17 protein-coding genes are annotated in these 23,606 nt (G+C 63.1%); 8 read left to right on the forward strand and 9 right to left on the reverse strand.

Annotated features, from left to right (window positions below; genetic code table 11):
• The 4 genes from ASG92_RS24770 to ASG92_RS24785 are packed head-to-tail and all read right to left on the reverse strand — an operon-like array spanning position 1 to position 5,973.
• Positions 1 to 1,098, reverse strand: a complete 1,098-nt coding sequence (locus ASG92_RS24770; protein ID WP_082579723.1) for a PDDEXK nuclease domain-containing protein — start codon at positions 1,096 to 1,098, stop codon at positions 1 to 3.
• Positions 1,095 to 2,282 carry a restriction endonuclease subunit S gene (locus ASG92_RS24775; RefSeq protein WP_082579724.1) on the reverse strand — a complete coding sequence of 396 codons (1,188 nt, stop codon included), beginning with the start codon at positions 2,280 to 2,282 and terminating at the stop codon, positions 1,095 to 1,097. Before ASG92_RS24775 ends, ASG92_RS24770 begins: the two co-directional genes overlap by 4 nt.
• Positions 2,279 to 3,910: a class I SAM-dependent DNA methyltransferase gene (locus tag ASG92_RS24780; protein WP_056634952.1), complete on the reverse strand. Its 1,632-nt coding sequence runs from the start codon at positions 3,908 to 3,910 to the stop codon at positions 2,279 to 2,281. Before ASG92_RS24780 ends, ASG92_RS24775 begins: the two co-directional genes overlap by 4 nt.
• Entirely contained in the window at positions 3,910 to 5,973 is a 2,064-nt protein-coding gene (locus ASG92_RS24785; protein ID WP_082579725.1) for a hypothetical protein, read from the reverse strand. The genes ASG92_RS24780 and ASG92_RS24785 overlap by 1 nt, the downstream gene beginning before the upstream one ends.
• Positions 5,974 to 6,209: 236 nt before the next feature.
• Here ASG92_RS24785 and ASG92_RS24790 point away from each other — a divergent pair, with 236 nt between their 5' ends.
• The 3 genes from ASG92_RS24790 (at position 6,210) to ASG92_RS30165 (ending at position 8,911) form a co-directional block, all read left to right on the forward strand.
• A complete protein-coding gene (locus ASG92_RS24790) occupies positions 6,210 to 6,911 on the forward strand; it encodes a hypothetical protein (RefSeq protein ID WP_056634954.1) in 702 nt (233 codons plus the stop codon).
• A 56-nt stretch (positions 6,912 to 6,967) separates the two neighbouring features.
• Complete coding sequence (locus ASG92_RS24795; RefSeq protein ID WP_056634956.1) at positions 6,968 to 7,654, forward strand: DUF4352 domain-containing protein; 687 nt, start codon at positions 6,968 to 6,970, stop codon at positions 7,652 to 7,654.
• Positions 7,655 to 8,008: 354 nt separating this feature from the next.
• Positions 8,009 to 8,911: a hypothetical protein gene (locus tag ASG92_RS30165; protein ID WP_240987295.1), complete on the forward strand. Its 903-nt coding sequence runs from the start codon at positions 8,009 to 8,011 to the stop codon at positions 8,909 to 8,911.
• Between the two features lie 548 nt (positions 8,912 to 9,459).
• Here ASG92_RS30165 and ASG92_RS24805 read toward each other — a convergent pair.
• Positions 9,460 to 9,849 carry a hypothetical protein gene (locus ASG92_RS24805; protein WP_056634962.1) on the reverse strand — a complete coding sequence of 130 codons (390 nt, stop codon included), beginning with the start codon at positions 9,847 to 9,849 and terminating at the stop codon, positions 9,460 to 9,462.
• A 15-nt stretch (positions 9,850 to 9,864) separates the two neighbouring features.
• Positions 9,865 to 11,034, reverse strand: a complete 1,170-nt coding sequence (locus tag ASG92_RS24810) for a patatin-like phospholipase family protein (RefSeq protein ID WP_056634965.1) — start codon at positions 11,032 to 11,034, stop codon at positions 9,865 to 9,867.
• Positions 11,035 to 11,427: 393 nt separating this feature from the next.
• Here ASG92_RS24810 and ASG92_RS24815 point away from each other — a divergent pair, with 393 nt between their 5' ends.
• The 3 genes from ASG92_RS24815 to ASG92_RS24825 all read left to right on the forward strand — a co-directional run bounded on the left by ASG92_RS24815 (position 11,428) and on the right by ASG92_RS24825 (position 18,373).
• Complete coding sequence (locus ASG92_RS24815; RefSeq protein ID WP_056634975.1) at positions 11,428 to 15,540, forward strand: TIR domain-containing protein; 4,113 nt, start codon at positions 11,428 to 11,430, stop codon at positions 15,538 to 15,540.
• A 668-nt stretch (positions 15,541 to 16,208) separates the two neighbouring features.
• On the forward strand, positions 16,209 to 17,699 hold the full coding sequence (locus ASG92_RS24820; RefSeq protein WP_240987296.1) for a histidine kinase: 1,491 nt from the start codon (positions 16,209 to 16,211) through the stop codon (positions 17,697 to 17,699).
• Positions 17,696 to 18,373, forward strand: a complete 678-nt coding sequence (locus tag ASG92_RS24825) for a response regulator transcription factor (RefSeq protein ID WP_056634983.1) — start codon at positions 17,696 to 17,698, stop codon at positions 18,371 to 18,373. Before ASG92_RS24820 ends, ASG92_RS24825 begins: the two co-directional genes overlap by 4 nt.
• A gap of 38 nt (positions 18,374 to 18,411) precedes the next feature.
• Here ASG92_RS24825 and ASG92_RS28775 read toward each other — a convergent pair whose 3' ends face one another.
• The 3 genes from ASG92_RS28775 to ASG92_RS24840 form a co-directional block, all read right to left on the reverse strand.
• Positions 18,412 to 18,651, reverse strand: coding sequence for a hypothetical protein (locus ASG92_RS28775; RefSeq protein ID WP_157372479.1), 240 nt, complete (start codon positions 18,649 to 18,651; stop codon positions 18,412 to 18,414).
• Between the two features lie 317 nt (positions 18,652 to 18,968).
• Positions 18,969 to 20,792 carry a glycoside hydrolase family 15 protein gene (locus tag ASG92_RS24835; protein WP_056634985.1) on the reverse strand — a complete coding sequence of 608 codons (1,824 nt, stop codon included), beginning with the start codon at positions 20,790 to 20,792 and terminating at the stop codon, positions 18,969 to 18,971.
• A gap of 120 nt (positions 20,793 to 20,912) precedes the next feature.
• Positions 20,913 to 21,437, reverse strand: coding sequence for a DUF2087 domain-containing protein (locus ASG92_RS24840; RefSeq protein ID WP_056634988.1), 525 nt, complete (start codon positions 21,435 to 21,437; stop codon positions 20,913 to 20,915).
• Positions 21,438 to 21,520: 83 nt separating this feature from the next.
• Here ASG92_RS24840 and ASG92_RS24845 point away from each other — a divergent pair, with 83 nt between their 5' ends.
• Positions 21,521 to 22,315, forward strand: a complete 795-nt coding sequence (locus ASG92_RS24845; protein ID WP_056634993.1) for an APC family permease — start codon at positions 21,521 to 21,523, stop codon at positions 22,313 to 22,315.
• Between the two features lie 94 nt (positions 22,316 to 22,409).
• Positions 22,410 to 23,378, forward strand: a complete 969-nt coding sequence (locus tag ASG92_RS24850) for a dienelactone hydrolase family protein (protein WP_056634998.1) — start codon at positions 22,410 to 22,412, stop codon at positions 23,376 to 23,378.
• Positions 23,379 to 23,606 lie beyond the last annotated feature (228 nt).

The raw sequence follows: 23,606 nt of genomic DNA on the forward strand, positions 1-23,606 counted from the left end.
CTAGATGTCGTGTGAAAGTTCGGCTTCGAGTTCGCTGATGCTGGGCAGGCTGGCGGCGAACTCCTCGGGGAGCGACTCGACGATCTCGGCCTTCCACTCGGAGACGCCGATGGGCATCGACGTGGTGCGCAGCGCGTACTCGGCCACTAGGTTGTTTTTGGACTTGCAAAGCAGCAGGCCGATTGTTGGTTTGTCATCAGGATGGGCCAGCAGATCGTCGACGGCGGCCATGTACATGCCCAGTTGGCTGAGGAAGCCCGGTTCGAACTTGACGGCCTTTAGCTCGATGACCAGGTAGCAGCGGAGTTTGAGGTGGTAGAACAGCAGGTCGGCGAAGAACTCGTCGCCGTTGATCTCCAGCCGGACCTGCTCGCCGACAAAGGCGAAGCCCTGGCCCAACTCCAGCAGGAACTTCTCGATGTGCTGGACCAGCTGCGTTTCGAGCTCGCGTTCGCTGCGCCGGTCCGTCATGGCGACGAAGTCGAAGACGTAGGGATCCTTCAGGGACTGCTGGGCAAGGTCAGAGTCCGACTGCGGCATGGTCGCCGAGAAGTTGGTGATCGCCTTGCCACTGCGTTCGTGGAGTTTCGTCTCAACGTGGTGGACCAATACCGCCCGCGACCAGCCGTTTTCGACGGCGGCTGCCGCGTACCAGAGGCGGGTGTCCGCATCGTTGAGCTTCTCGAGCAGGGCGATCTGGTGGCCCCACGGCAATGTTGCAATGCGTTGCAACATTGCCGGATCGGGCCACGCTTCGGCGAATGACTTCATGTACCGGAGGTTTCGGGGAGAGAACCCGCGCGCGCCGGGAAATTCACTGGAAATGTCGGCAGCGAGACGCACTACAACTTTCGCACCCCAACCTTCGGAGGTTTCGCGTTCGAGCAGATCATTGCCTATGGCCCAGCTTGTGGTTGCCAGCTCTCGATTCATAGCTTGAACGGCTTGGAGACGTCCTCTGGCGATCCTCTGGGTGACGGAGGCTAGGAGTTCCGGGTACCACTGAGGCATGGAGCTAGCCGCCGGCGTGCCGGGAAACGACGCCCTGCTGGCGTGCTTCCGTGCTCCAGGCTGAATCTCGCCCCCGTTCTGGCTCATACCTCTGCGGTCTCCAGTACATTCTCGGCGTCCTTGACGCGCAGCTGGCCGGACATGAGCTGGGGCAGGAGAGCGTCGCGAATAGCCGACAGCGTGCGGTTTTCGATTGCAAGGCCTACCCGCTGGGAGTAGAGCACTTCAACAGAGGCCTCGAACAGAGCCAAGCTGTCAGAGTCCGGAACCAGAACCTCGGCCTCTTGCAAGTCCTTCTTGTTCAGGTGAATCACCGTGGTTGCCGTTTTGTAGCCTTCGATCCGCCCAAGCGGTTCCTTGAGAGTTTCACGGACAAAGGCAGGGCCTGTCGATTTACCGCGCGCTCGGCATACCCGCTGGTTCAAGAGCCCCGGCTCGCCCAGCCACGACGTCGGCCTGAACTCGGCATCCATCCCCACAACGACATCCCCGGGCTGAACGAGGATTTCCCGAGAACGACTTTCTGTTGTCCAGACCTGACTGGTGAATGTCTTCAAGTCTCGAATACGGATCAATGGCCGCCCGGTGCCGGGCTCGGAGAAGTTGATTCCCTGGAAGGGTTCCCCAAAGTCGATGTCAATAGCGTCAAAGAGCGGTCGAGATGCGGTGCCCTCTGATGCAACGGCATGCCGAAAATGAAGTGCTATCAAGTCGTCAGATGTGGCGGCCAGCTTTGTGTTGACGGCGATCTTGTCGTCGAATGCCCCGAGCACCTCCGCAATCGCTCGCTGCTCTTGTAGAGGCGGCAACGGTATGGTCAAACGATTCAGAATACCCAGATTGATATGCGGCACACCCGTGCTGATCGCGTTGTCATCGATCTGCTTCATGAAGGCGTCAGAAGCACACGCATAGTACACATAGGCTGGCGCAGCCTTGGCTGGATCTACGCGCAATCGCATCTGGCTCTGCGACACGACAAAGAGAGGGTATGCGTTCGCGGGAACAATGGCGACTTGTCCGAGGGTCCCACGTTGGGTGAAAATTACGTCGCCTGTTGTGGCCGTGTTTCGCGCGAGATCCTTGACGACCTTTTCCTCTGAAACGAAGGCATATGGACCCCCCAAGTACCGTCCGAATCCTAAGTTCGTGCCACGGATTACGGGTACGCCGGCCGACGCGTAGTCACTATTCACCAAGGAAGAGCCGAACGGGCCGCCGACTAACCCTTTGGGTACGGCGAGGTCGGACAGCGGAGCGGATCTAGTCATCGTGAAACCCGGCCCAACTGCTCGCGCACAACATCAGCGAGCCGTTCGGACTCGTCGAACTGCACGAACAATTCCTTGGACAGCCTCGCGATCTTCTCTTCGATCGGTTCGCCGTCATCCTCTACAACGGCGGCGCCGACGTACCGCCCCGGCGTCAGCGCGTAGTCCGTTCCCTTGACCTCCGCGAGGGTCGCCGAGTAGCAGAAGCCGGCCTCGTCGACGTAGGTCTGGCGGGCCTCGACCGCTGACGCGGTGCCGCGCCAGGCATGGTAGGTGTTGGCGATCTTCGCAATGTCGTCGTCGGACAGTGCGCGCTCGGCGCGGTCCACCATGTAGCCGAGGTTCCGGGCATCGATGAACAGCACCTGCCCGGTGCGGTCCACGGAGCCGTTCTTCCCGGCGGTCTTGTCCTTGGCGAAGAACCAGGTGCAGACGGGGATGCCGGTGCTGCGGAAGAGTTGCGTGGGCAGCGCCACCATGCACGAGACCAGGTCGGCTTCCACCATTTGGGCGCGGATCTCTCCCTCGCCGCCGGAGTTGGAGGACATGGAGCCGTTGGCCATGACCACGCCGGCGCTACCGCCGGGGGCGAGCTTGGAGATGATGTGCTGGATCCAGGCGTAGTTGGCGTTGCCGGCCGGGGGTACGCCGTACTTCCAGCGGGGGTCGGACTCGGAGCGGGCCCAGTCCTTGATGTTGAAGGGCGGGTTGGCCATGATGAAGTCGGCGCCGTTGTTCCCGCTCAATTCGGGGTGCTGGTCCCGGGCGAAGGTGTCTCCCCAGCGGGAGGCGAGGTTGGCGTTGAGGCCGTGGATGGCGAGGTTCATCTTGGCCATCCGCCAGGTGCGCTCGTTGAGCTCCTGGCCGTAGACGGAGATGTCCGAGCCCTCCATGTTGTGGGCCGCCAGGAACTTCTCGGCCTGGACGAACATGCCGCCCGAGCCGCAGCACGGATCGTAGACGCGGCCGCTGTGCGGTTCCAGGACCTCGACGAGGACCCGGACAACACCGGCGGGGGTGTAGAACTCGCCGCCGCGCTTGCCCTCGGCCTTGGCGAACTTCTCCAGGAAGTACTCGTACACCTCGCCCAGCAGGTCGCGGGCCTTGCTGGCGCCCTGGCCGGTGAAACGGGCGGAGTTGAACAGGTCCAACAGCTCACCCAGGCGGCGCTGGTCCACATTGTCGCGGTTGTAGATGCGGGGGAGCGTGGCAGCCAGGCTCTTGTTGTCGGCCATGATGAGGTCCATGGCTTCATCGATGAGCAGACCGATCGACTTGGGCTCGGCGCCGTCCATAGCCGGCAGGCCCTTGGCGTTCTCGGCCAGGTAGGACCAGCGCGCCCGTTCGGAAACCCAGAACACGCCGCGGCCGGTGTACTCGTCCACGTCGTCGATCAGCTGGGCGATCTGCTCCTCGTTAAGCCCCTCGGCTTCCAGTTCACCCTGGATCTGTCCACGCCGCTCCTCGAAGGCGTCCGAGACGTACTTCAGGAACACCAAGCCCAGGATCACATCCTTGTACTGGGAGGCATCCATAGAGCCGCGCAGCTTGTCCGCGGCCTTCCAGAGGGTGTCCTTGAGTTCCTTCATGGTGGACGGGGCGAGGTCCACCTTCAATTTCGGGGGCATTATCTGGTTCCTTCTGCTGGTGCTGCGGCGTGGTTGGAAATTGGGTCTGTCAGGGTAAGGCTTCCGCCCGCTACGCCGTCCGTAATCAGGGTAGCGAGTTCCTCCAGCTGTTCGAGCCGAAGCAGGGTTTCCTGCTGCCCGTGTTGCAGCTCGGCGAGGACGCTCTGCAGTGGCTGCCGCTGCGCATCCGGCGTGCGGCGGAGCCGCCACTTACGCCAGTCCTTATCTGACGGAGCCATTCTGTTGATGTCGACAGCGACGACGTCGGCCATCAGACCGCCCGGGTCACCGGCGTCGATCCTCAACACCCTGGCCGGGAAGACGACGATGGCTCCGCCTTCGACGTCGACCCTTGCGGCGGGCCGCGGGCTGGTACAGAACACGACATCGCCGGGCTCGGTGAGACGGCCAGCGGGGTAGGCCGCGGCGAAGTCGAGAAGGGCGATGCGGCGTGGTGGTGCTGCGTGCGGGTCGAGCAGCTCCGCCGGGCCCAACGCCTGTGTTCCATCCTTTGCCGTCAGACGGGCGTCGTCGAGCCGGTTGCCCTTGATGTACCTGAGGTTGCCGGCGGCGATCAGTTCCTGGACGGAGGTGGCCTGAGCTTTCGCGGTTGGCGCTCCGGGGAGTACCGCGACGGAGCGGGCTTGCTCGGTTTTTGAAGTCTGCAGGAGGCGCACGAGTTCTTCCACCCGGAGGACGGCCTCCGCGACGCCGGGCTCCGGAACCGAATCGCCCGATTGAACTGCCACCAAGGACTGTCTGCTGGCCAGCAGGAGACGGGTCTGCACCAGCCGGGCGAAGCGGAAGGAGTGGGCGCGCACCGTGGCGCGGTTTCCCATGGATGCGACGATGTCGCTAACCAGGTCCACCCTGGCGCCTTCGCTGAGGCCCTGGGTGCTGAGGTTCGCCACCATGGTCCAGCGCTCGGCGATGGGTACCTCAGCGAACGACGGTCCCAGAACCCAGAGTGCCTGCGCTTCGCGGGGCTTGGAAACCAGCAGGCCTTGGGGCAGCCGTACGATGGCGCGCACCCGGCCCGTTCGCAGAAGCCCCGAACGGAGCCCTGCAGCATCGGCGGCCAGCGGCACATCGCAGAGAACCCGTGCCGGGGCGAGGATGACAGCCCGCTGCTGGTCGTCCATCTGCAGGACGAGGTGTTCCACGGCTGAGAGGATCTGCATCGCATCCATGCCCGGCGCGCCAAGGGACGGGTACTGCGCCACGTGGACCACAGGTCCCTGGATGGCGAACTCGCCGCTGGGGTCCACCCTGATCTGTCCTCCATCCACGCCGTGTACCCGCAGGCGGCGACGCACCAGGCGGCCGCCGCCGCCGTCGTCGTCCGGTACCAGAAACTTGTGGGAGGCACTCTCGCCGGAAGCGTGCACGACGCCCATCAGAAGGTCGCTGCCGCCACGCGTGGAATCGGCAACCATTGTGTCGCCGTCGAGCGTCGCGGCCAGCTCGACGGCGGCCGACGAAATCAGCGCCACCGCCGACTCCGCGAGGGCGGTATCCGTATGCTCCCGGAGCCCCAGCCGGAATCGGGCGGCCAGCAGCTGCTCGAAAGCGGCGGGCGCATTGTACGCACTGTCCACCAGCCGGTCCGCGAACGATGCCGTCGAAGCAAGCGATGTGCCCAGGTTCTCCAGCTCTGAATACAGGAACAAGTCATCCGGATCGCACTCGTCTGCCACGTCCAGCAGTTCATCCGGGCCCATCCGCCCCAGCGCCTTGCCGGTTATTGCCTTCAGCGTCAGTAGGGCTGTGAGACCGTTCAGTGTGTCTCGCTGGACGCCGCCGCTTGCGGCGCCGGGCATCCGCGCGAAGGCGGCGACGTCGTTCAGGGCCTCAGCGTTGTTGCCGCGCCCGGTCGCAGCCAGCCAGGCCGCGACCTGGTCGGCGTCGAACAGTTCACGGCCGCCTTCGAGCGCTGCGCGCTCGGGAAACGGGTGGGCTGAGCCGGCGCTGCGTTTTCGCCACATGGACACGACGGGGCGCTGGACCTTCGCCAGGGCGGCGACGTCCGAGAGCGTCATGTGCAGGGCTGCTGCTTCGTTCACTTGCGCCTCCTTACGACGTCGACCCCCAGCCTAACGGCAGGTGCAGACATTTCCGGTGAGGTGCTGATAACGGGGGTTATCAGTTCAATTGGGTGTTTGCGCCGCCGCCCCGCCGTAGCTTCGTTCTGCAGCTAGGAAGGAATCGTCCGGGGCTGCGGCGGGCGGCGGGGAACCACGCATTGGGGGATCGGTATCCCGCCGCCTGTCCTACCGCGATTGAGAACTGGGGAGAAACCATGAACACCGAAAGCAGCACGCCGGGAACGCCCGTCACCGAGGACGTCGCAGACGTCGCAGATCCGGCGGAGACGCCCGCGGAAGAAACATTCGGAATGGGCTCCGCACCGGGCTCCGCCCCCCGCCGTCCGGGCGGCAAGAAGCGAGCTCTCGGCGTGCTGGTGGCCGTTGCCCTGCTGGCCGGCGGAACCGCCCTCGGAACCACACTTCCTGACCCCAAAGCCAGTGACGCCTACCGGTCACTGGCGGACGCCAGGGCCGGAGCAGAATCAGAGCGGGACACCCTCAGGTCCGATTATGACTCCCTGAAATCAGACTACGAGGCCCTTCAGGCAGGCATGGCTGATAAGGAAGCGAAAGTGCAGGCCCGGGAAACCGAGGTCGGCCAGGCTGAAGCCGCTGTGAAGTCCGCAGAGGCCGCCGTCAAGAAGCGCGAAGAGTCGGTGACCGCCGCCGAGAAACAGAAGGCGGCCAACACCGTATCCGACGGCACCTGGACCGTAGGGAAGGACATCACTGCCGGAACCTACCGGGCCACGGCCGACGTCGGATCCAGTTGCTACTGGGGCATCTATGAGACCGGCAGCAACGGCGGCAACATCATCGAAAACGACCTCCCGGGCGGCGGGCGGCCCTCGGTTGCACTGTCCGCCGGCCAGGACTTCAAGTCATCGCGCTGCGGCACCTGGCAGAAGCAGTAACAGCTGCCCGCATCGTGTTCCATCCTCACTATTCACCACCTATGAAAGGCATACCCATGACCCACCAGAGTTTCGAACCCCTTCCTCCGGCTCCTGCCGGCCCCGTCGCGTCCAAGCGTCCCTTCTACAAGAAGAAGCGCTTCGTGATTCCCGCCGGCGTTGTGCTGCTGGGGATCGTTCTTGGTTCCTGCTCCGGCGGCGCCAAGCCCGCCGGGGATGTCAGTTCGGCGTCGAGCCCGGCTGCTTCCAGCGCAGCGGCCCCGGCTACCAAACCGTCCGCCGATGCTGACGGCACGCCGGCTGCGGCCCAGGCGCCCGCAGCTGAGCCGGCGCCTGAGGCACCCAAAGCACCTGCTGCGCCGACTGTAGGCAAGCCCTTCTCTATTGACATGGGGAACGGCAACGTCGCAAAGATCACGATCGTCTCTGCTGTCCGGACCCAGTCCGTGAGCACAACGGCCTTTGCGACCCCGCCCAAGAGCGGCTCCTACCTGCTGCTGGACATCCTCTGGGAAACATCGGAAGGGGAGACCAGCTCCAACCCCTTCTACTTCACGGCCAAGGACAAGGCGGGACGAAAAGCCGACCAGAACCTGTTCGCGGACAACCAGCTCGGCTCCGGGACCGTCGTGCCCGGTGACAAGTCCCGCGGCTTCATTGCCTTTGACGTGGCGCCGGGTGCGGTGACGGTCATGATCTCCGACCCGCTCATGCAGGGAGCTGCACGGATCCAGATCCCTTGAGGGATTAGCGCTTGCAGGTGAAACGGAGGTGCACGGAAGATTGCAGGACTGGAGGCGTTGTTCGAACGTGACACGGAAGTTCGTTGAAAATGCATATATGGCAAGTCCCGGCCTGAGGCTTCCCACCGGGACTGTCTAGTTGTTCGACTGAGAGCACGGACAGACCCCGCGCATCCGCGCGGAGTCTGTCCGTGAAGACACGTAGGCAGGCGGCATCCTGGGAAATGTCGCAAAACTACGGGAGCCGATCGGGCTGTCGGCGAAGGCCCTGCCCTCTGTCGCAATCCGTACCGCGGGAGATAAGTCAGGGCCACAGGTAGCTCGACTGAAGTTATAACCAAGCACAATGAGGCCATGGGAAGTAACGTTCTGCGCGCTGTGCATCGGCTCAGGGATGCTCTTCACCGTGCGGGGGACCTTGACGACACCGCCCGCATCTTCCTCCCTCTGCAGGCGTCGGGAATGGTGGAGTCCGTCAACAAAGCCCAAGTGCAGATCGGCCAATTCGTTAATGTAATCAAAGTGGGGCCGCTGTCGTGGGTTAAGGGCCGCGATAAGGGCTGGAGGAATGCCGTGATTGGCGTTGCCCATCAGGGTGGAGCTGCCATTGGTGGTGTTGTGGCCGGATTTTTTGGCGGTGTCAGGAATACAGCCGAATGCGCCGTCCTCGAGCAGGCAAAGCGGATCCAGGCGGTCCGGGAGAAACAGGAAAGGCCCGAAACCCAGGACAAGATTTGGAACTCTCAAGCCCTGACCGTCACTAGAATCGGGGAAATATTAGGGTTAGGTAGCCTGTCTGCACTTCCCCCGGGTGAACTCCTCGAAGACTCTATGATCGAGCACATCCCAGCGGACTTTGGGTCCTCCGGGAGGATTCCCGGGGGCCCTATCCAGATGAACGCCGCATGCCCTATCGTGGTGGCTGACAAACGACGAGCGAAGGGAACAATGATGTTCACGCTGCAGGTAAGTTATCCGGTCCGAGACTACGCCGCATGGAAGCAGGCGTTCGATAGCGATCCCGCAGGCCGTGCCGCCTCTGGCGCCCGGTCGACCCGGGTCTACCGAGACGCAGATGACGAGAACGATGTGGCCGTGCATCTGGACTTCGATACGAAGGACGCCGCGGCTGCGTTTCTGGAGCGACTGCGCGCCAACGTGTGGGATAACCCGGATATTATGGAGCCGCTCATGGCCGCACCGCCGACAGCCAGGATCTTGGAGCAGGTGGCCAGCGAAAATCCGGTCTCGGGCTGACTGGCTACCGCCACAGAGAGCAGTAGGGCCACTGACAAACGCGCATAGCCACTACTGACGAAGAAGGGTTCGCACCTGGTCTGAAGGGTGCCACCCTTCAGTCAGTTTCCGTGCTTGAACAGTATGGGCAGGCGCCACGGCATTCGACATCGGGACGGACGGCGCCCTGTACTCCGTTCTTTCTGCGGGCAGGCATTCACGGCCGATGCGTTGCGCCGCGAGCAGGTCAAGGGTGCGGTGGGCTCGGCACGCCCGGTTCACCAGCGCCGTATCGTTGATCGTTGAGAATGAACGGCGCACAGCGGTCCGGGTGAAGCAATCGAGCACGCAGCAGTAGATCTTTGTTTCCCTCACGGGTCCGATGCTCGGTGACCGCGGTAGGCCACAGTCTCCGTCCTCTGTCTGGTGGTTGAGCCTGTCGAATCCCCGGTGATCGGCAGTTTCGAGATCCGCTCTGCCTCATGAAGTCTTGGAAACCCGAGGGTGGCCCAAGCTGACAAGACCCCGCTCGCTTTTGCGAGCGGGGTCTTCCGCATTCGGTCAACTCCCTATTCGTCCGGTTCGTAGTGTGATTCGAATCTTTCGGCGGTCATCGCGTAGCCATCGGTGCCGTCTTCGTTGTTGAACACCACAAAGTCGCCCCTGTTGTAGTGGGTGCGGCCTTCCTTGGTGGTCACGCTTCCGGCTTCCGAGGCAACTTCAGCCCAGACAGGCGTGCATTTCACATAAGTACCCCGGTGGATCTGCTGGTACGTGGCAGCGAAGACGTCCGCGTCGACGGTGTGGATGTCGCCGTCGTCGTCCACCAGCCAGTCCCCAGGTTTGCACTTCTGTTCACCGCCCCACTTGCGATAGCTGAACCCCTCGGTGTCCAAGCGCAGCGGTACGGCTACTACGTAGTGGTCCGGCCGGCGCCTGTAGCGGCGGAACTCACTCATCAGCGGTCCTTCCCTTCAGACGCGCGGCAGGTCAAATACGGTGCCAAAATCAGTGTCCCGCACATCCCGTGTCGCGGCCAGCCTGCCCAGCCGGTGGAGTGCCTCCATATTTCCCGGGGCATCCATGGCGCTCAGCGCGGTGACGGCTTCCGGTGCGGCAAGAGTCTCGTCCAGGGCGTGGACACTCTCCGGACGCAGGTCCACGTTATACCGCAGGTAACTCATGAGTGGGGCACCGTTGAGGAGATCACCGGTCAGCTCCCCAAGTTCTCTGTCGATCATCCTCGCGGTGGGGCTGGCGGACATCCACTGCAGCATCGTCTCCTGCAGCACGGCGCAGTCCTGCAGCACGGATTTCAGTGCCCGCAGGGCGTGGCTTGCGGTCAGCTTTGCCTGGCTGACGGCAGGATCCGCCGCGCCTGTGCCGACCGATACCAGCATCAGCTTCTCCCCACCGGTCTCCCAGCCCACGCGGTAGCCCTCCAAAGAGGCGTACATGAGCGCCTGCAGGGCAGGATTGTTGAATGGACTGACACCACCGTCCACGAAACTACCGGTCACAGGGCTCAGGTTGCGACCGCCCATAATGGTGATGGTTTCCGGTTCGAAAAAGGACGGCGCAGCGGTGGAGGCCCGGACAACCTGCCAGAGAGGATAGTCTCCGTTACCCATCCTGCCGTTGGCCCCGGCAACAAAATACTTGCCGCGGGGGTTGTTGCTCACCGGCCACGGACTGCCGCTGTCCAGGCGTTTGATGACCACCAGTAATCCGGTCAACAGCTCGGGGCCGCCCAAAGTGGTGTCCGTACCGAAGACATCCTTCAACTCCGCAACCAGGGCCTGTTCGTTGTACCTGGCGCGCAGAAGAACTTGGCGCAACAGGCTTTTCTCAAACACCCGCCATCCGAGGCTGAAATACTTGTCGGTGAGTTCGCCGACGCTCAAGCCCTGGGCGAGAGCCGCCGCGATGATGGCCCCGGTGGACGTGCCTGCAATCAGGTCAAAGTAATGGCAAAGACGAAAGTCATCACCGCTGCCGTGGCGTTCCCGCAGGAGGTCCTCTATCTTTTCCAGAATTCCGAGGCTCAGCACGCCGCGCAACCCGCCGCCGTCAAGTGCAAGAATGCGCTTGGGCCTGCCATCACAGCGGAAGTGCTCGTCCCGGGTAAGTATGCGATAAGGCATCTGGACGCCTCTTCTCATGTCGAGCTGCGTAACACCATGCTAGCTGGACACGATTTGCTAGTCAGGGCCCGTGCGCTTGGCTATCGGGCGGAACCGTCGTCAGGCCTCGGGCTGCTGATCCGAGAAGGTGCGTTCGGTACACGCTTGTCGCCCCGAAGCCGCCCCCGGGTCCTTCCATTGGCACCGTGCTTTGGGATCCGGAGATCGTCCACCGTACGGATCCATGACCCTTGAAGTGCGCGACACGCGGGGTGGACTATTGATTGTGTACGCAGCACAGGGCGGCCGGCGCCAACTTCGTGAGCGTGGAGTTCTCCAGCGGTGCCGGCGGGATCATGGGGCGTTTCTGATGCGAAGCCGTCCGTCTTTACAGCAGTGGATTGTGGTGCAGGCATGTCACGTGTTTTCCTGAGTCATTCCAGCCGGGACACTTGGCAGGCGGTCGCCTTAAAGCGGTGGCTGGTGGAGCAGGACCCGGGTCTTGCCGAGGAGATTTTCCTGGATCTTGATCCAGTGACGGGTATTGCGCCCGGTGAGCGGTGGAAGGAGGCCCTGCTTCGGGCCAATGAGCGGTGTGAGGTGGTGATCTGCCTGCTCTCCGCCAGCTGGGAGGACTCCCGCGAATGCATGGCCGAGTACCGGACCGCGGAGAATCTGGGAAAGCTGATCCTGTGTGCCCGGCTAGAGCCTCTGGAGCAGGAAGGTGTCACCGGGGAATGGCAGCGCTGCGATCTCTTCGGCAACGGCCCCACCACCGAAATTCCAATCGACGGCACAGCCAGCCCTGTTGTTTTTCTCACGGAGGGCCTGCGGCGGCTGCACCAGGGGCTGCGCCGTACGGGGATCGGGGCGGAGCACTTCGCCTGGCCGCCGCCGCACGATGCTGGCCGGTCCCCTTATCGGGGTTGGGAACCGTTCGAGGAGGCGGACGCGGCGGTATTCTTCGGCCGCGACGGACAGATCGTGCGCGGCTTGGATGCACTGCGCACGATGCGCAGCTCCGGTGTCGAGTCAATGTTCGTGATCCTGGGTCCGTCGGGTGCCGGCAAGTCCTCCTTCCTGCGGGCGGGGCTGGTGCCGCGGCTGCGACGTGAAGACCGGCAGTTCCTGGTGCTGGACACCGTGCGCCCGGAGCGCAACCCACTCACCGGGGACCGTGGCCTCGCCTGCGCGGTCCACGCCCAGCGCACCCGTCTGGGGCTGGCCACCCCCACGCTGGGGGCCGTCAAGGATGCCTGCAGTCGGGTGGACACGGCACAACTGCGGGAGTGGCTGGCCGAAGCCCGGCAAGCTGCCGCCGAACGGCTGCTGGAGGTGCCAGCCGGGACACCGCCACCGACCCTGCTCCTGCCGCTGGATCAGGCCGAGGAACTCTTCAGTGCCGATGCCGGCCCCCAAGCCCCCCGGTTCCTGGAACTGCTTGCCGGCCTGCTGGACCACGAAGACGGGACCGTGCCGGCGTTAATTGTTGCCGCAACGGTACGTGCGGATTTCTACGAACCATTGCAGACCGCACCTGAGCTGGCCGGACTGAAGAGTGTCGTCTTCGACGAGCTCAAACCGATGCCGGTCGTCCGGTTTAGGGAGGTCATCCTTGGCCCCGCAGCCCGTGCCACCGGGGCCGGGAGACCACTGGAAATCGAGCCTGTTCTGGTGGATCGGCTGCTGGAAGAAAGCGTTCAGGGCGCGGACACCCTGCCGTTGCTCTCACTGACCCTGGCACGCCTGTACCAGGACTACGGCGGCGACGGGGACCTCCGTCTGGCCGAATACCATGCGATGGGTGGAATGCAGCAGGTGGTGCAACACGAGATCGACACCCTGCTGTCCCCGGACCTGGCAGTGCGGCGGAGGCAGCTGGAGCTGCTGAAATCTGCGTTCATTCCTTGGCTGGCGACCATCAACCCAGACAATGACCAGCCGGTCCGCCGGATCGCTCGCCTGTCCGACCTACCGGCCGACGCCCGGCCACTCATAGATGCCATGGTGGGCCGGCGTTTGTTGGTCGGGGACGAGCGCGGCGGCGAGACCGTGATCGAAGTAGCTCTGGAGAGCCTGCTACGCCAGTGGCAGGATCTGGCCGGGTGGCTGGCCGCTGAGCAGGAGGACCTCAAGGAGGCCGACAACCTGGAACGCGCCGCAGCCGCTTGGGAACGCAGCGGCCGCAATGAGGCATGGCTATTCGAAGGAGAAAGGCTGAGTGGTGCAGAGACACTGTTCGGAAAACCCGGATTCCGGGATCGGCTGGACCCTGCCCGCGAGTTCCTCCGCGCCTCCCGAAGCCGGGAAGAGGAACGGCTTGCAGCTGAGAAGAGACGGCAGGATGCCGAATTGCAGGCTGCCCGCGACAAGCAGGAAGTGGCCGAAACGCACGCAGCGGATTTACGGAAACGCTCTCGCGTACTCAAGATCGTCCTAGCATCAGCGGTTGTTGTCACCATAATTGCAGCGGCTGGCTTCCTGTGGGCCTCCCTTGCAGAGCGCGAGGCCACCGCGCGCGACCGCGAAGCCACAGCTCTTCGTCTTGTATCGGAAGGCCTGTCCATGCTCGAAGGGACCCGCAACGGCGGCGATGTAAACGGTCTAAAGCGCATCCTCGCCGCACAAGCGATTGCCTCGACCGCAGGAGGCGAAAGCGCACTACTAAGCGCTGTCAATATGAAGCGCGACCTGCAAAAAATTATAGAAACGGCGACCAAAATTAGCAGCATAGCGTTTAGCCCGGACGGCAACCGGATCCTCACCGGCGGACCAGACGGTACGCTGCAGCTGTGGGATGCTGAGAATGGCCAGGCTCTCGGCGAGCCGATGACCGGACACAAGGATGCGGTGACGAGTGTCGCGTTCAGCCCCGACGGGCGCCGGATTGTTTCCGGCGGCGACGACGGCACATTGAGGTTGTGGGACCCGCAGACGGGGCAGGCTCTCGGCGAGCCGATGACCGGACACAAGGATGCGGTGAMRAGTGTCGCGTTCAGCCCGGACGGCAGCCGGATCCTTTCCGGCGGTAGCGACGCCACATTGAGGTTGTGGGACCCGAAGACGGGGCGGGCCCTCGGCRARCCGATGACCGGACACAAGGGTGCGGTGACGAGTGTCGCGTTCAGCCCCGACGGCCACCGGATCCTTTCCGGCGGTAGCGACGCCACATTGAGGTTGTGGGACCTGGAAACGGGGCGGGCCCTCGGCAAACCGATGACCGGACACAAGGGTGCGGTGACGAGTGTCGCCTTCAGCCCCGACGGGCGCCGAACTGTTTCCGGCGGTGGCGACGGCACGGTTCGGGTGTGGGACCCGGAGACGGGCCGGGCTCTCGGCGAGCCGATGACCGGAAACAAGCGTGGTGCGGTGACGAGTGTCGCGTTCAGCCCGGACGGGCGCCGGATTGCGTCAGGCGGTAACGACGCCACATTGCGGCTGTGGGACCCGGACTCGGGCCGGGCCCTCGGCAAACCGATGACCGGACACAAAGATGCGGTGACGAGTGTCGCGTTCAGCCCCGACGGCCACCGGATCCTTTCGGGCGGTAACGACGGCACGCTTCGGGTGTGGGACCCGGAGACGGGCCGGGCGCTCGGCAAACCGATGACCGGACACAAGGATGCGGTGACGAGTGTTGCGTTCAGCCCCGACGGCCGCCGGATCCTTTCCGGCAGCGCAGACGGCACGGTGCGGCGGTGGGACGCGGAGACGGGCCGGGCCCTCGGCGAGCCTTTGACCGGACACGAGGATGTGGTGACGAGTGTCGCGTTCAGCCCCGACGGCCACCGGATCCTTTCCGGCAGCGCAGACGGCACGGTGCGGCGGTGGGACGCGGACACGGGCCGGGCCCTCGGCGAGCCTTTGACGGGCCACAAGGATGCGGTGACGAGTGTGGTGTTCAGTCCCGACGGGCGCCGGATCGTCTCCGGCGGTACCGATGGCACGACAAGACGGTGGGATGCGGAGACGGGCCGGGCCCTCGGCGAGCCTTTGACGGGCCACAAGGATGCGGTGACGAGTGTGGCGTTCAGTCCCGACGGGCGCCGGATCGTCTCCGGCGGTACCGATGGCACGGTGGAGCGGTGGGACGCGGAAACGGGCCAGCCCCTCGTTAGACCGATGACCGGACACGAGGGCCCGGTGTACAGCGTGGCGTTTAGCCCCGACGGGCTCCGAATCAGCACCGGGGGTAACGACGGCACAGTTCGACTGTGGGACGCTGAGACGGGCCAGCCCCTCGTTAGACCGATGACCGGACACGAGGGCCCGGTGTACAGCGTGGCGTTCAGCCCTGACGGCCGCCGAATCGCCTCCGGGAGCGACGACAGCACAGTGAGGCTGTGGCCCGTATCCCTGACCCCGTCCGACACGTTATGCACCAAACTTTCCCAGAACATCAGCCACAAACAGTGGCGTGATTGGGTGTCTCCGGGCATCGACTACATCAAGATCTGCCCCGACCTTACGGTTCCTCCTGACACACCAGGCAACCGGCGGAAAACTACTCCCGCAAGCCGAGATTGAGACCAGACGGAAGCAAAACCACCACTGGGCAGAGCGTGGTCAGAGGACGAAGGAGCACGAATATCCGTGTGTATTGCCCTGGCCAGTGCACAGTGCTACAACGGAGGCACGACTCCGAGTATGAAGGATGCTGTGGTCAAGTTGAGGCATTAGCCCGGGCTTGGGTACAGCGAATGACGACTCCTTCGCCCTCTGGCCGCCAGAGGGCGTTCCCAAATTCGACCCACGGGCTGGCGTGCTACTGACCGTGGCTGAGGCTGTAACACATGTAGCTGACAGGGACATCCCAGCCGCAGAATTGCCCTGGGACGGAAGTGCAAATGACTCCGCGACAACTCACTTCTGTAATCGGTGTGACGACGGGCTTCATAGTCCTAATCTTGGTCTGCGTCGATTGGTCCCCCACAGCTCTACAGGACCCTGCCCGAACTTTGGCTTTGAATGCCCAAGGGGTACTCCGGTGGGGGGAGAATCCGAATCGGATTCCGTTTACAGTCTTTGAACTGACACTGTTCTTGGGCGTGGGCTTAGCATTCGTTCTGGCTGGTGTGACGGCTTGGCGGAGCCGACCGTCGCGGAATCCGGGGCTGCTGTTGGTCGTGGCGGGTTGGCTCTGGTTGGCGTCCGGGATTCGCCGTTCTAGCGACCCGCTGGCGTTTACACTCGGCGTGGCCCTTACGCTGATGTATCAGCCTCCTTTGCTGCAGTTGGCGCTGGGCTTTCCGTCAGGGACGCTGCGCAGTCGAGCTGAAAAAGCTGCCGTCGCGTTCTTCTACGCTTCTTGGCTGTTTGCTCCCATAGCAGGCTGGGCCTTCTTCGATCCACGCCTACATGTCGCGGCAGGGGAGTCAACGTCCCGGAATCTGTGGCTTCTCTCGGACAGCCCGTCTCTCGTGACCGCTCTCGGGAACGCAATCCGCATATTTCAGATCTCGGTGGGAGTCGCGATCGTTGCGGTCCTGATCGCCCGTTGGCGCGCAGGGACAAAGGCCTACCGGTCGGCATTCCTGCCACTATGGCTTGCCGTAATCGTAAAAACAGCGGCCACCGTATGGGTGTCACTCGCGGTGATCCAACTGTCTGGATCTCTGTCCTCGGAAGCGCTGCTCTGGCAATACCCGGCGACCGCAATAGTGCCGCTGGCAGTATTGTTTGGTCTGTGGCGCTACCGGTTCGCGCGTGGCACCTTGGGTGATCTCATGGTGGAAGTGGGCTCAGCCCCGGTTAGCGACAGGCTCATCGGCGCGCTTCGGCGATCAGTCCATGACCCCACCCTCACTTTGCTGCGCTGGTTCCCCGATCAGGCGTCTTTTGTTGACAGCAAGGGAGTTCCCCAGGCGTTGCCGGATGGTTCGACCGGACGCGCCTCCATGGTCTTGGAACGCCGCGGAACACCAGTAGGGGCCCTGGTTTTTGACGAAGCACTCCAGGACCAGCCGCAGTTGCTCGCCGCGGTGCGCAGCGCAACGTCCCTGGCGTTGGAAAACCAGCAGATGGAACAACAGCTCCGGGACCAACTCATTGAGGTCCGTCGCTCCAGGGAGCGAATCGTAACGGCTGGGGACTCCCGGCGTCGTCAGCTTGAACGGGATCTTCACGACGGAGCTCAGCAACGCTTGGTCGCCGTGTCGATGGAGCTGGCGCGGGCCCAGCGGACGACGGATTCCCAGGAGGTACAAAGCCTGGTCGGGCAGGCAAGGGCCGAGCTCTTGGATGCACTTGACGAGTTACGCGAATTGGCAAGGGGCGTGTACCCTCCCTCGCTTCAGGAGAGGGGTTTGGCGGGCTCCCTGACCGCGTTAGCGGAGCGGTCATCGCTGCCTTTGGAGCTGGATCTCAGGATGGACAACGGGCCCCCGGCCCACGTGGAGCTGGCTGCCTATTTCATCTGCGCAGAAGCCGTCACCAACGCTACGAAGTATGCCAAAGCGGCCTGGGTACGAATCTGCATCGACGGAAACGAAAAGGAGTTGCGAATGGAAATCGTGGACAACGGAATTGGCGGTGCCCGGCCGGGACCCGACGGCGGGCTGCTGGGGATCGCTGACCGCGCAGCGGCACTGGGCGGCTCATTGTCCATCGACAGTCCTGCAGGCATAGGGACGACGATACGTGCCGTTCTTCCCTTCTCCACGGACCCGGAACGCGACCTGCCATGACGCTGCGTGTTGCCATCGCTGAAGACTCGGCATTACTCCGCCGGGGGTTGTCCGCCCTGTTGCAGTCCGAAGGGCTGGAAGTCGTAGGTGAGGCTGCTGATGGCCCGCAGCTGCTGGAAGTGATTGACAAACATGGGGCGGACGTAGCCGTCGTGGACATCCGGATGCCCCCCAGCTACACCATTGAAGGCATCCAGGCCGCCGAAACCATAAAAAGCAGACACCCCGAGACAGGCGTACTCCTGCTGTCCCAGTACGTTGAAACGGAAAACGCGATGTCCCTATTGAAGAACGGGGCCAAAGGCTTGGGCTACCTGCTTAAAGAGCGGGTGTCCGATGTTGACGAATTCATTGACGCCCTGCATCGCGTTGCTGCGGGGGGAACGGCCATCGATCCGGAGCTTGTTACACGACTGGTGACCCGTCCACATAAAGGTCACGATCGAGGCGATGACCTTACGAGCCGGGAGAAGAGCGTCCTTGAGCTCATGGCCGAAGGGCGCACAAACCAAGCAATAGGGAAGTCACTGTTCTTAGGGGAGCGAACCGTAGAGGCCCATATTCGGAGCATATTCCTTAAGCTCGAGTTGAGGCCTGAGCCCGAGGACCACAGGCGTGTGCTCGCCGTACTCACGTACCTTCGAGGCGTCGGACAGGGCCGGAGTACTGAATAGTCGGCCGGGACCGCGGATCCTGCCAGGAGGGCGCATAGTTAGGCGGCTATGTCCGCCTCGGCTGACGCGACGTCGGTGGCCATTTCGGCTGCCTCCAGCGGGGCTGTCAGGAGTGCCCGCTGGGTGGCGGACAGGGTTTCTGGGAACGTGAGGGCCAAGTGGGCGAGATGCAGGGCGGCGACGATGTAGTACGTGCCCGCCGTCCCTCCCAGCGACCGCGCTACGCTGGCCCTGATGCGTTCGAGGCTCAATGCATTCCCCTGATTGGCCAGAGCCATACGCGCAATCATGTGCTGCGGATGCCTTTGGACCTTCCTGTCCATTTCTGCCGCGGCCTGTAGTTGTCTTCTGGTCCAGCGACGATCCAGCAGATGAGCGGGGTCGTCTGCACCCGAGCAATCTGCCCGGCGGATCGTGTTCGCCGATTCAGGTGTGGACAACATTGGCGTGCTCCTTCGGATTCCTGCGAGGACGGTCACGGATCCTGTCGGTTGATCCGCGCGATTCGATAGATCCATTGTGCGTTCGGGAGTACGCGGTCAGCATCCGTGCCAGCACGCATTCCTGGGATCGGGAGCTGGCGGCCTGTCTGGTTTTAGCCTGTGGCGGTGCCGGCCATGCGAGTCGCTCGGTGAAGGGCGTCGGCGGCCCTGATCAAGGCCAAGTGGGAAAATGCCTGCGGATAATTTCCTGCCATGCGGTTGCCGGTCGTGTCGTATTCCTCGCTCAGCAGCCCCAGGTCATTTCCGAAGCCAATGAGCCTGTCCATAAGCATCTTTGCTTCGGGAACCCGGTCCGTCCGGGCGTACTGCTCCACGAGCCAAAACGAGCATGCGAGAAAGGGATGTTCCCCGGGGTCAAGACCGTCCAGACAGGCGTCCGTCCGGTAGCGCAGCAACAGGCCGGTCCTGTCGAGAAGATCGTGTTCCAGGCGGGACACCGTTCCTAGAATTCGCTCGTCGTCGTAGGCCAGAAAGCCGACCTGCGGCAGAACCAGCAGGGATGCGTCCACCTCGGTGCTTCCATATGTTTGGGTAAAGGAGTTGATTTCCCTGTTGAAACCTAGCGCCAGGATCTCTGCCCGGAGCCCGTCCCTAATCTCCGCCCACCGCTGGGCCGGGCCCTCAAGTCCGTGTTCCTCTACAGCCCGCACTCCGCAGTTCATGGCAGCCCACATCATGACGCGGGAATGAGTGAAGTCACGTTTTTCGCCTCGCATCTCCCAGATGCCGTGATCCTTGCGTTGGAGATTGTCTTCAACGAAGTGAAGCATGTTCCGTTGCAGCGGCCAGGAGAAATGGTCCTCATGCACGCCCCGGTTGCGCAGCTTCGCCAGCGCAACCATCACTTCACCCACAACGTCGCCTTGGTACTGGCTGACGGCGCCATTGCCTACACGCACGGGGACGGAACCTTCGTAACCCGGCAAATGACTCAGAATCCGCTCATTCAGTTCACGCTCACCGGCCATTCCATACATGATTTGCAGATCGTGGGGGTCACCGGCAACAGCCCGAAGAAGCCAGTTCCTCCAGTAGAGCGCCTCCTGTTGGAACCCATGCGTCATCATGGCTTCCAGCGTCAGGGCGGCGTCACGCAGCCAGCAATAGCGGTAATCCCAGTTACGTTCGCCGCCGAACTGCTCCGGCAGCGAGGTGGTGGGGGCGGCAACAATTCCGCCGGTCTTCTCATGAGTCAGTGCCCGCAGGACGAGCAGCGAGCGTTCTACCTCCTTGTCGTAGATTCCTTGAGGAATGTAATTGCTCGACCAACTTGTCCAGTAGGTGCTCGTCGCCTGCAAAGCCACGTCGACGTCGATTGCCGCCGGCGGCACGTTGTGGGATGAAAATGCGTGCAGTTGCAGGTCGATAGTCTGACCGGCTTCCACCATGAACTCACCCACGTGCGAATAATCAGGCCCAGCTTGGGGGAGAGCGTCCGCTCGTAGCATCACAGCTTGCGGCCCGGCGACGGCGAGCAGCGCCTCTCCGTCATCGTCGTGAATCCGGCGAACCCAGGGGACGATTTTTCCGTACCCGAACCGCAACTCCAGTTCTTGGCGCATCAGGACTTGCCCATGTAAGCCTTGTACCCTGCGTATCAGGAAATTGCCGCTTCCACCGATCGGCATGAATTCGGTGACGAGGACTTCCCCGCTTTCGGTTCGCCAACGCGTCTCCAAAATGAAAGTGGAGGGCCTGTACCGGCGATCTACCACAGCGGGTCCGGAGGTCAGTTGGTCGCCGTGAGGTGGTTCGAGGAGCCATCGACCGTGATCCTTGGTTCCAACCAAGGCTCCGAAAACCGATTCAGAGTCGAACCTTGGCAGACAGAGCCAGTCGATGCTGCCTTCTCGTGAGATCAGGGCGCCGGTGCGAAGGTCCGATATAAAAGCGTATTCCTCGATCCGTGAGGCCATGTCCCTAACTCAACCACACAGATTGATCGGAATCTCACAGTCGATGACCTAGTCGTTGGAAGAATCGCTCCCTATCTGGAAGAAACGAACCGCCGAGTTGGAAGTCTTCCAAGTGGACGGCTATGTTTCATCCTGCCGGGAGTAGGAGGAGCCCGACGGCGTCCGTTCCAATAGTCCGAAGTCGATCATGTAGCGGCGCAGCATCACGACATCATCGGTATAACTGAGGAGCCGTTCATTGACCTGCTTTTCCGTTAGGTGTTCGCCCGGCTCGATGGCTTCGCTGACAATCCAGGCCAAGAGCTCCCGCCGTTCCGCCATGTTGGCTGGATACCTTTCGATCCTGCCCAGGCGCATGAAGCGGGCCAATCCGGTCTGCGCCAGTCGCCGGGGCTGTTGCGTGAGAAGGTTGCGGAAGATCGCCTCAGACGCCTCCAGCTCGTTGGCAGCATTCCGTTCGACGAGCCCAGACTCAAGCAGGGCGGCGATGGCCCGGTTTCGCCGTTGGTCATTCAGATCAGCAACCACGTCGGGGATCTTGGCGCCGAGCACTATTTGCGCGTAGGCGGTCCGCGCGTCGTTGTTGGCAAGGGCTGCCACCACTCGCCGCCAGTGCGGCCCGCTCAGCCTCGTCCCTCCGGTCACAGCGTTTTCCTCACTCTGCGTCTGCCCCCGCCTGTGCTGATCACAGTGTGCTTGGTCAACATCTCACAGTCCACCTCTGTCTGGTGGTTGAGCCTGTCGACGCAACGCCCGAGGGCGACGTACCTGAGCTCAAGCGGGTCCTCGGACCCAAACTCCTTCTCCTCTTCATCGTCGGTCTCCTTTTCATCGTCGGTGACATCCTCGGCGCCGGCATCTACGCTGTCACGGGAACGATGGCCGGCACGGTCGGTGGCATCGTCTGGCTGCCCTTCCTGCTTGCCTTCATCGTCGCGACGCTGACCGCATTCTCATACCTGGAGCTGGTTACGCAGTACCCCCAGGCAGCGGGTGCGGCGCTTCATACCCATAAGGCGTTCGGGATCCATTTCGTGACCTTCCTGGTCGCGTTCGCCGTCGTCTGCTCGGGCATCACGAGCGCCTCGACATCCGCCGGCATAGCGTTCTCGACCGTCCTCGCGCTGGGGCTCATCTGGTACGTCACGAGCGACCAGGAGAGCAACGTTGTCGCGAACCTTTCCGGCACGACGGCGTTCCTGCTGTTGTGCGTTTTCACTGTGGTGAACGTGGCTTGCGTCGTCCTCCGCGGCAAGAGGGACCGCAACCGCAAGGTGTTCTTCACCTCTCCGGGGCCACTGCCGATCGTCGCGGCGCTGCTGTGCGCCTTCCTCGCCGGTCCGTGGGTGGGGCGGGACGCCATCCAGTACCAAGTCGCTGGTGGGCTGATGGCGATCGGCGTCGTGCTGTGGTTCATCACCTGGTTGATCAACAGGATGACCAACAAGGGGCCAGCCGGACCGGTCGGCATGCAGAACGTCGGCAACGACGACGGGGGACCGCCGCTGTCGCCCGGCAAATGACCGCCGCGGGAGTGAAATCACTGAAATCACCGAGAGTCTTGTCCGACGACGGACTTCGGAGGAGGATATGCGGCAAAAGTCCAGGAGGCCCGCCATGACCCAGCTTGGCAAGTTTGAGAAATACCTGATCGAGGAATTCTTTGACGACTACCGTGCGGGGGCCATGAGCCAGCGCACGTTCACGCGCCGGGTGGCGTTCATCACGGGCAGCATGGCCGCAGCAGCGGCCGCGATGACGCTGGTCGGCTGCACGCCGAATGAAGTTCCGCGCGCCACCGACCCCATGCCGACACCCACGCCTTCTCCGGGTACCGGCACTGCATCTGCGGGCGCCGTTCCGGGGGCCAAGAGTCCGCTTTCCGTGCCGGAGGGTGCGGCAGGCCTGTTGACGGCGACCGTGAAGTTTCCTGCCGGCGGAACCGACATCAGCGGTTATCTCGCCCGGCCCGAAGGGGACAAGCCCGGACCCGCCGTGTTGGTCTGCCACGAGAACCGGGGGCTGACTCCGCATATCCAGGACGTGGCGCGCCGCTTCGCCAAGGAAGGCTACGCGGCCCTCGCGCTGGATCTGCTCAGCAGGGAAGGCGGCACCGCCAGTCTCGACCGGGACGCCGTACCGGGTGCGCTGACCCAAGCCGGCGCGCAACGCCATGTCTCCGACTTCAAGGCCGCCTTCGACTACTTGAACTCACAGGACCACGTCGATGCTGGCCGGATCGCCATGACCGGCTACTGCTTCGGCGGCGGCATCACCTGGCAGGCGGCGACGGAGCTGACCGGGCTGAAGGCAACCTCGGCGTTTTACGGGCCCGCTCCCGATCTGGACAAGGTCACCACCATCAAGCCGGCGGTTTTTGGCGTCTACGCCGAACTCGACGACAGGATCACCGGTCCAATGCCGGAACTCCGGGCCGCCTTGGACGCCACCGACGTCCGCCACGAGCTCAAGGTCTATCCCGGCGTCGACCACGCGTTCCACAATGACACCGGAGAGCGCTACAACGAGGCGCAGGCCACCGCCGCTTGGAACGACACACTGGCGTGGTTCCGTAAGTACGTCTGAGGTTCGCATATTGACGGAGCGGGCTTTGCCCTCTATAGCCTCTTCGCATAAGCAGCCTTGGCCAAGGCCGACTTGGTCCCGCCGCGCGCCAACAGTGTTGACCCTCGCTGCCCTCTACCGTTCCGCCCCCTTACGATGAGCGGCTAGGGAGTGGCTGAGCCTTCCTCCGCCTTTGGGGTGAACCTTGTTCGGGAGAGTCGCCGGCCAGGGTCTTACGCCGGCGGTAGA

The sequence above is a fragment of the Arthrobacter sp. Soil736 genome, from assembly GCF_001428005.1.
Taxonomy (GTDB): domain Bacteria; phylum Actinomycetota; class Actinomycetes; order Actinomycetales; family Micrococcaceae; genus Arthrobacter.